This window comes from Desulfobulbus alkaliphilus, assembly GCF_016918545.1.
Lineage (GTDB): Bacteria > Desulfobacterota > Desulfobulbia > Desulfobulbales > Desulfobulbaceae > Desulfobulbus > Desulfobulbus alkaliphilus.
The window spans coordinates 92,703-101,314 of the sequence record NZ_JAFFQC010000015.1 but is presented as its reverse complement, the minus strand read 5'-3'; the positions used below and the strand labels follow the sequence as shown (position 1 = coordinate 101,314).

Annotated in this window: 6 protein-coding genes; all 6 read right to left on the bottom strand. The window is 42.4% G+C overall.

The window, feature by feature from the left end; genetic code table 11:
* The coding region (locus JWG43_RS09845; RefSeq protein ID WP_205242745.1) for a hypothetical protein at positions 1 to 690 on the bottom strand (690 nt) is incomplete at its 3' end.
* Between the two features lie 107 nt (positions 691 to 797).
* On the bottom strand, positions 798 to 2,756 hold the full coding sequence (locus JWG43_RS09840; RefSeq protein WP_205242744.1) for a rhamnan synthesis F family protein: 1,959 nt from the start codon (positions 2,754 to 2,756) through the stop codon (positions 798 to 800).
* A 155-nt stretch (positions 2,757 to 2,911) separates the two neighbouring features.
* On the bottom strand, positions 2,912 to 4,864 hold the full coding sequence (locus JWG43_RS09835; RefSeq protein ID WP_205242743.1) for a class I SAM-dependent methyltransferase: 1,953 nt from the start codon (positions 4,862 to 4,864) through the stop codon (positions 2,912 to 2,914).
* 198 nt (positions 4,865 to 5,062) lie between these two features.
* Positions 5,063 to 6,403, bottom strand: coding sequence for an ABC transporter ATP-binding protein (locus tag JWG43_RS09830; protein ID WP_205242742.1), 1,341 nt, complete (start codon positions 6,401 to 6,403; stop codon positions 5,063 to 5,065).
* Positions 6,393 to 7,211 carry an ABC transporter permease gene (locus JWG43_RS09825; protein ID WP_205242741.1) on the bottom strand — a complete coding sequence of 273 codons (819 nt, stop codon included), beginning with the start codon at positions 7,209 to 7,211 and terminating at the stop codon, positions 6,393 to 6,395. The genes JWG43_RS09830 and JWG43_RS09825 overlap by 11 nt, the downstream gene beginning before the upstream one ends.
* Before the next feature lie 448 nt (positions 7,212 to 7,659).
* Positions 7,660 to 8,601, bottom strand: a complete 942-nt coding sequence (gene fcl, locus JWG43_RS09820; protein ID WP_205242740.1) for a GDP-L-fucose synthase — start codon at positions 8,599 to 8,601, stop codon at positions 7,660 to 7,662.
* Positions 8,602 to 8,612 lie beyond the last annotated feature (11 nt).

Genomic DNA, 8,612 nt, shown 5'->3' with positions numbered 1-8,612 from the left:
CTTAATGCTTAATGCGGAAGGAGAAAAAACAAATATAATAACAAAATAAATTAAAAAAAATGCTGCTTCAGTAGGATGAAAAAACAAAAGAACAAAAAAACTAAAAAATATCAAAACAGCATAAAAAAATTTAAAAAAAGTGCTTGGTATATCATTGAATAAAATCTTCAATAACCAAGCGACCATTAACCAAAAGAGAGGGACAGTTAAACCTTGATACGTAAGAGAATACCATATGAGCCAAGCCTGTTGGCGATCTATAGAAAATGTACCATTTCCAGTCAGCCAAAAAATAGTAGCAAAAAAAGCTAGTATTTGTAGTTCTATATGAGTTGTCCGAATATTACAAAGACGAAATACAGTAAATGCGAAATAATAAACACTTATTATTGAAAAAATACTTTGCGCAAAGTGTATAATATAAGCCCAATGAAATGAATTGTTTATTCCAAAAAAACCAAACAACTTCGCCCATGAAAAATGCCATGAACAATAAGAACTTCCATATTCGGGCCAATACAAGAAACATGTACCCGTGTCATAAATTGACCGGATTTTAATTAGATGCTCCCAAGGGTCAAAGGGTATTCGCAAAAACGGGTGGGTCAAAAAAACCGATCCAAGCAGTACCAATAAGCAAAGGGAAACAATGGTTTCCGGTTTTTTTATCGATTTTTTAAAGTCAACCATTCCGATGTTTACCGTACCCCTTTAACCTCTGTTCCAATCAAACCTCACAGACGATTGTACATTGAGAGGGCTTGCCGCCCCCCCTACAAAACAAGCATTTTCGACGCTCAGTCCCAAGGGCGACCTAGTTCAAGACCTATCTGAGCTAAAGAATCCTCAACCAAGGGGCGTATTTCGCATTGGGAAATCTTCTCTAATTGCTCGAGAATTTCAATTGGAAGCTGACCGGACTGATAAGCCGACATTGCAAACATCTCTCGTTTAACAAAAGGTATCCCAGCATTCAAGACTCGCCGCCACTCTAAAATCGGATTTTGCTGAGAGCGAATCAAGGAGACTGGTGAACATATCGAGGCAACCGAATAACCTTGAAGTGTAAGCCAACGCGCAAATGGGACCTCTGCACGTGCGATCAATTGGATTTTGGACCAACTGCCATCTACCTGGTCTAAAAATCGTCGTATCGCCCCGTCACATATTGGATTTACACCAAACACAAGGCCCCAGCTTTGAAGGTGCGCCATTATATCACCTGATTCAACAAACCCCAGCACATCAGCCGTGTGTAGTTCAACTAACTGCAACAGTTCGGACAATGATTTGGTGGGCCCTATGACACTGTCATTCATCAAGGCCACTCGCCTGGCCTGTTCGATATCTTTGCAAGCTCCCCAAGCAAGTCGCCAGGAATAAAAATCATATCCTGTGTGATCTATTGCGCAGACGGCATGGGGTAAATCTGAATCGCTCCAGGAAATGAATTGCTCTCGATCTATTTTATGGTCATAGGTCAGAATAACTACCCACCCTTCTGTTCTGAACCCGTTCACAAGGTGACGAACTGCTTTACCGTAGAGTTTACGCTCATCATGACAAGCCACCAGCAGCACCTTTCTCTCTTGTAAATCAATTGCCGGTGGTATTACCCACGGGTTGTCACCACGTCGTAATACAGTAGGTGGTGCGAGTTTAGTTTCACGAGGGACTGGGGATCGTCCCTCCAGAAACCCATGCCTTAAAAAATGTTCTAAAGGGTTTCTTCCACTTTGGGCTACATCACTATTCGAACGGAGATACCATGGCCCATCAAAGAGGGGGCTGGGGTTTTTTCCGGACCTCGCTCCAAAAAGCAAATAGTGCCCATAGGGAGTTAAACTACTAAGATCATGATCAACTTGTAACCGATACCAACTGTTATGGAAGAAGGGATTAGGGTCATACCCCTCACGTGCTCCAGCAATCACATAATGTGCCAAAGCATCTTCATCCTGTCGTATTTTCAAATTAATAGAGCGGTAGAATACTTCGTTAAAAATAAAAGTAGGGTCTTTTCCTTCAGCGCGACCATATGCAACAAAGTGAGTAAGAGGCTCTAGCCAGCGCGTATCTGGATATTGTTCGTGGTAATACGAAGGTATAAAAACAGGATTTGGACGACACCCCTCCTTCCAACCTTTAATGAGATAGTGTTCTAACGGATTCAGATTATCAGGCACATTCGGGTATGCTGCAAGATACCAGCGACTATCAAAGAGCGGGTGTGGACTTGGCATTGTGTGCCATCCATTGTTTCGAATGTTTAACAACGCGGTCAATAGATCGGATTCACTGGTATTACGAAAAAACCACTCGAGATTCCAAAGTGGGCAAGGAGAACGTCGTTCCTGGTTACCAAATTGCCAGAAATGCAAAAGAGGATTGCTGCCGGCCTCATAAACGTCTGGATTATTTTTCAGGTACCACCATGTTAAAAAAACTGGACTTGGATTTCTACCTTCCGCGGCTCCTGTTCTAAGATAATGAACAAAAGGACATTCATTGGTAACCTCTACATCTGGATAGCACGTCAAATACCATTTAGTTTGAAAGAATGGGTTTGGATCCAGACCTTGTTTCCAGCCAATTTTCAGGTAATGTACAAACAGATCGGTCCTGACAGTATCGCGAAGTTGGGTCAGATACCATTCAGGTGAAAAAAGACATCGCGCTTCACTGAAAACCTGCGGCGAGATAGGTTTTGGCGGGAAAAAGAGACTCCATTGTCTCCAGTTTGCTGGAAGCCGCATACGTAACCTTTTTAATTTTTTTGATGTATTAATTTAATCTACTTTCAAACAAAAAAAGTGAGTGGCGAGATAAGGTATTCTTGAACATTATCTCCTAATGTTTGAACGTTTGGTTAAATGGCTTGAAAAGCGCAGAGCACAAATCTTAAAGTATGTCACTCCTTCTGGAAAAGACTGGATAGATAACTTGAAAATCTTTGCTGAAAATGACGAAGCCGCCGAATGGGAGCGGTTAAACGCCAGGACAGAGTATTGGTCAAGATATTTAAAGTTTCTTGCGTACTATTTTGCTGCTGAATGATTTCTTTTTGCAGTTTCAGCAGTCTTTGTATTTCTAGCTCGAGATTTTGTACGCGATTATAGACAGATGTTGTAATTAAACTGGCACTGTTGAACCAAGAGCGGAAATCCGCATCCTTTTTATTTCCGGTAATATATTCTTGAACTGCAACTTCAAGACGGATATAGCTCTCTAAATTATCTTCGCGCATGTCCCAGTTAAGCGACTCTGCTAAGAGTAAAAAAAATTTCCTTGGCGTTCGCCATCCATTATAAAATCGTGGCCCCGCACCGAAACAAGAGACTGAAACAACAAGGGTATAACATGCTCGAAAAACAAGATACCCGAGGCTGATTTCTCTATTGATAGACCACTCTTGATCGATCACCCTGGGAACACCCTCACTGTCAACAATGACATTTTTTGGCATCCAATCGAACATCACCCCTGGTAGCTGCGAGTTCATATCAGCCCAGTCAATTTTTGCGAATTGCGATTGAGAAACAAAGGAGAGGTGTTTCAAATAATTTCTAAAAAAACGAGCAATATCGGAAAATTCCCAGAATTCATTCGTCACGATTTTGGTAAAATCAAAAGCAAGAAGGGTGCCTAAAACGTAACTATTCCGTTGACTTATTGTATGATTTAAAAGGCCGCCGGCAAGGGGTTCTTGCTCAAGGCTCAGAGGAAAAGTCTCAACGGAGATGGTGTTTTCATGTAGCTTATCAGGACATTTAAATACAGTTTTTTTGCAATATTGGGGTTTTCGGCTACAGCTATAATGCCAAGCAAACCCATCAACACCTTGGTTCAGGCGTTCAATCCCAGCTAGACTACTTGCAACAATCAGAAAAGAATTGGCCATCTCCATCATCAGGCCATTTAATTCAAGCGTTGGCCATATTAGTTCTTGCGAAAAATTACAAACACTCGGGAGTTGCCTATCTTGCCTCACAGCCTGCCACGCAAATGCCGAACCATCGAAATGCGGCTTTGAGAAAGCTGTTTCAGATACGATTGAGACAGGGAGTTTATAATCAGGAAATGGGGCAAAAAAATGGAGCCCAGGAAAACTCGAACTGGCCAAAAAACGCGTGAGCACCTGTTTGCCGAATGTTTCCACATCACAGCTTTGGTACCAACCTTCTATCCCAAACACGGGTTTACCGACGTGATCTTCTGGCGCGCCGGCAAAATACTTTAAGCCCAATTGATTTTCAATTGCGATAATTAGAAATCCGTCCTCTTTTAAGAGTGAACGGCAATGCTCAAGAAGCCCTTGAACCGGATCTTTAATGGTTGAATATTTTCCAGCATATTCGAGGACACCGATAAGGGTTATCACGTCGAATTTAAAATCAGGCTTGAAGTCTAAGATTTTCTCTGCAATAACAGCAACATTAGGAAGATCTTGTACTCTTGTCCGAGCAATAGCAGCTCGGGCGGGGGCCCCCTCCAAGGCAATGACATTACCTCCAGATTCACCTAAAAAGCGTGTAATAGCCCCACAACCGGCACCAAGTTCAAGGATGTTGACTGACGTTAAAAATTGAGCAAATGGTCTCAGTATATTAGAACGTTCGGGTGACAGGTGGTACGTTGTTACCCAGTCATTACATGCGTTGCGTATCTCAGGCGAAAGGACTGAAAGATCGGTAATATTTTTTAGAGTGGTTAGAAGATCTTCCTCCAGTCTTTCTCCATCGCTGTACCCTATTCCCTCGTATCCTAATCTGGAAAAGACATCTGTCTTTGAGCTTAGCCTGTAACCCCAGTCAGTTAGCAAGGAATGATATGGATTGGACATTGTTTCTCCCAGAATTTTCATTTTGGGAACCAGCAACTAATAAAGATCAAAAGGGAATTGGCTGGTTCTTGACAAATACAGACGCAAAATTTGATTGAGGAAGACAATTTAGTTTCAGAACGGGGGCATTAGCTGCAGGATGGGTTTAAGATAAAACTTATGAAGACAAGTTGTTAAAAACCCGGATACGATCATCGACCACTTACATCCGGTGAAAAGTTATTGAGCATTATGATGTGATGTCGATGTTGTTTTCCCAGCAAGTTTCAGCTCCAGGTCAGCCATTCCAAAAAAATTTTCACACGGGAGGACCTGAAGGTGAATAGAATCATACCTTCTATCATGAGGAATTATATCTTCGCCATTTCTGCTCACTATTCCCAGTGACAGAAAATAATCGCCTTGGGCAAGGCGACAATTGAACATTGCCGTAACTTGTACTACATCATATTGTTTAAAAGTGTTGAAAAAATATTTGCTATTAAGTGTTTCTGAATTTGCGCCATAAACTGTTACCCCTTCTTTTGTCTTGATCGTCAATCCAAAAATTGGTCTCATTACATGCGAAAAAAACTTCACTGTTACAGCTAAGGTAATTATTTTGCCACTAGAAACGGCCAAAGGATAAATTTCGTTTTCTGATGAGAGATAAAAATCGAGTATTTTTACAGCACCATCTCCCCATCGATACTCATTTGGATTATAACATTGCCTGGTATGAAATCTTTCGTCAGTAAAGCTGAGATGATAATCATCGTCACCTAATTGTGGAGTCAAGCAACTTTCCTCGATAGGCTGGCTTGATTCCGAATCAATTTTCGTTTTTCCAAAAAGTACATCCAAGTAGCGGTTGACGACATGCCGCGGTTCACCAGATTCAAGATTGACTCCTCCTTCGAGCAATATCGCTTTAGAGCAGTGGGTAACTATCTGTTCAGAAGAATGGGTAACTAGCAGTATACTTGTTCCATTATCTTTTAATTTTTTGAGACGATCAAAACATTTAGCTTGAAATCGAGCGTCGCCAACAGCCAGTGCTTCATCGACAATTAAAATATCTGGATTTACCTGAGATTGAACTCCAAATGCGAGCCGTACCATCATACCACTGGAATAAGTTTTAACAGGTTGTTCAACAAATTCCCCGATATCTGCAAAATTTATAATATCTTCAAATTTAGCATCAATCTCACTTTTACTCAAACCAAGAACGGAGGCATTCATATATACATTTTCCCGACCTGTAAAATCTGGATTAAAACCAGATCCAAGTTCAAGAAGAGCCGCAATACGCCCATTGGTTTCAATTACGCCGCTTGTAGGATTGAGGGTTCCACAAATCAACTGCAGCAGTGTTGATTTGCCACTGCCATTACGTCCAATTATACCAACTGTTTCTCCTTTTTTAATCTCAAACGATATATTTTTAAGAGCCCAAAATTCTCGATAAAATTTTCTATGTCCACGAAAAAACATCTGGAGAAGACGATCCCGAGGTTTTTCATATAATTGGTAGCACTTACTTAAATTCTCAACCTTTACTGCGACATTAGAGGACATCTGAAAATCCTTTTCTAGTCTTCTGAAACCACACAAAGCCCAGCCACATGACAGGTAACGATAATAAATAACATGAAAATAAAATTTTTATATCAGGCAGCTCTCCTGAAAATAGTACTTTTCTTGACTGTTCAATAATAGGTGTTAAAGGATTTAAATTTATAAAAATTTGATAGTTTTCAGGGAGACTTGAGATTGAATAAAATATTGGCGAAAGAAAAAGCAAGGCCGTTGTTGTTACGCCGATAAACTGAGATACATCACGTATATATACGCCAAGTGATGCCAGACCCCACGACAATCCTAAAGTTAGAAATAATAATGGAACCACTACCAAAGGAAATAGAAATATTGTTATATGAGGCTGACCAAAAAGCACCATATACGCGATTATCCACACAAAAAAACTTACAACCGTATGAAATAGCGCAACTCCAACTATAACGACAGGTAAAATTTCCAAAGGAAAAATTACTTTTTTTACATAATTCACATTGGATAGAATTAAGTTTGGCGCTCTGATTAAACACTCTGAGAGAAGATTATAGAGCATAAGTCCTGCAAAGAGTATCAAGGCAAATTCAGTTTTAGAGTCGCTACCAGAATTCCACCTTGCTTTAAATACCACGCTAAAAACAAAAGTATAAACTGCCAACATTAACATAGGATATATAAATGACCAAACAAGACCCATAAAAGATCCACGGTAACGACCAGAAATTTCCCGCTGAATAAAAGTTAAAATCAGGTAACGATTACACCATAAACAATCTAACATTTTTTTTGGTGCAACAGGAAAATCTTGCATCAGAAAACAAACTCCTTAAATACATCTTGTTAAAATTTTTTTACAAAAATAAATTTGATTAATTGCAAATATATTAACTTCAAAATTTACTACCCAATCCATTACAATAAAAATCTAATAGTACTCATTAAGGATATAAATGTTGGATTTGATCGTATCAAAGAACCTACTCTATCTATTCACAATGTGTATCTATTCATCAACACTACATCTGCGGACGCACAAGCTACTATGCCAAGTTCGAAACAGTCTGGAAGCTACCTTGAACGTATAAACGGTTACAGAACCTCATGCGGTTAGCGCATTTTGTGTTAGTTGGCCGGTTAAAGCCATGTTACCAGGTCAGAGGAGATCGATACTCTTCTAAGAATTACGAGGAAGGAAACAAATTTCGATACCGCCTATGAAATAAAATGGCGTATCTTGTCAAGCAGACCACGCATGCGCATTACAGCCGCAGAGAAGCGCGGTTGCCCAGAAACCATTGATAGGTGGAGGCCAGTCCCTGGTCCAGGTCGAGTCGCGGCCGCCAGCCCAGGGCAAACAACCTGCTGACATCGAGAAGCTTTTGCGGGGTGCCGTCGGGCATGGCGGTGTTGTAGCGGATGGTGCCGGTGAACCCCGTGACCCTGGCCACGGCGGCGGCCAGCTCGGCGATGGTGAGATCCGTTCCCACCCCGACATTGATCAATTCCTCGGCACTATACGCTGCCATGAGAAAGAGGCAGGCGTCAGCCAGATCGTCGACATGAAGGAACTCCCGCCTCGGCGTGCCAGTGCCCCAGACCTCCACCTCGCTCCCGCCGCTGTGCTTGGCATCATGGAATTTTCGGACCAGGGCCGGGAGCACGTGGGAGTTGGCGAGATCGAAGTTATCCCCCGGGCCATACAGATTGGTGGGCATCAGGCTGATGGCATCAAATCCGTACTGACGGCGATAAGCCTGGCACATCTTGATGCCGGCGATTTTGGCCACCGCGTACCACTCATTGGTCGGCTCCAGGGGGCCGGTGAGCAGACAGTCCTCGCGCATCGGCTGCGTCGCCAGTTTCGGGTAGATACAGGAAGAGCCGAGAAAAAGCAGTTTTCTGGTTCCGTGCTGATGGGCGGCGTCGATGACGTGGGATTGAATGAGCAGATTGTCGCGGATAAAATCAGCGGGATAGGTGTTGTTGGCATGGATGCCGCCGACCCGGGCCGCGGCCAGAAAGACATAATCAGGCCGCTCGGTCCGAAAAAAATCCTCCACCGCCTGCTGCCGGGTCAGTTCCAGTTCCTTATGGGTCCTGGTGATCAGGTTGGTGTACCCCTGTGCTGTCAGGGCGCGACAGAGTGCGGCTCCCACCAGTCCGCGATGCCCGGCTACATATATTTTTGCTGACTGTTGCATGCCCGGGGGTA

What these genes read in the sequence shown, in the direction of transcription:
- JWG43_RS09840 (WP_205242744.1), bottom strand. Translation starts at nt 2,756, where the DNA reads ATGCGGCTTCCAGCAAACTGGAGACAATGGAGTCTCTTTTTCCCGCCA.
- JWG43_RS09835 (WP_205242743.1), bottom strand. Translation starts at nt 4,864, where the DNA reads ATGAAAATTCTGGGAGAAACAATGTCCAATCCATATCATTCCTTGCTA.
- JWG43_RS09830 (WP_205242742.1), bottom strand. Translation starts at nt 6,403, where the DNA reads ATGTCCTCTAATGTCGCAGTAAAGGTTGAGAATTTAAGTAAGTGCTAC.
- JWG43_RS09825 (WP_205242741.1), bottom strand. Translation starts at nt 7,211, where the DNA reads ATGCAAGATTTTCCTGTTGCACCAAAAAAAATGTTAGATTGTTTATGG.
- fcl (WP_205242740.1), bottom strand. Translation starts at nt 8,601, where the DNA reads ATGCAACAGTCAGCAAAAATATATGTAGCCGGGCATCGCGGACTGGTG.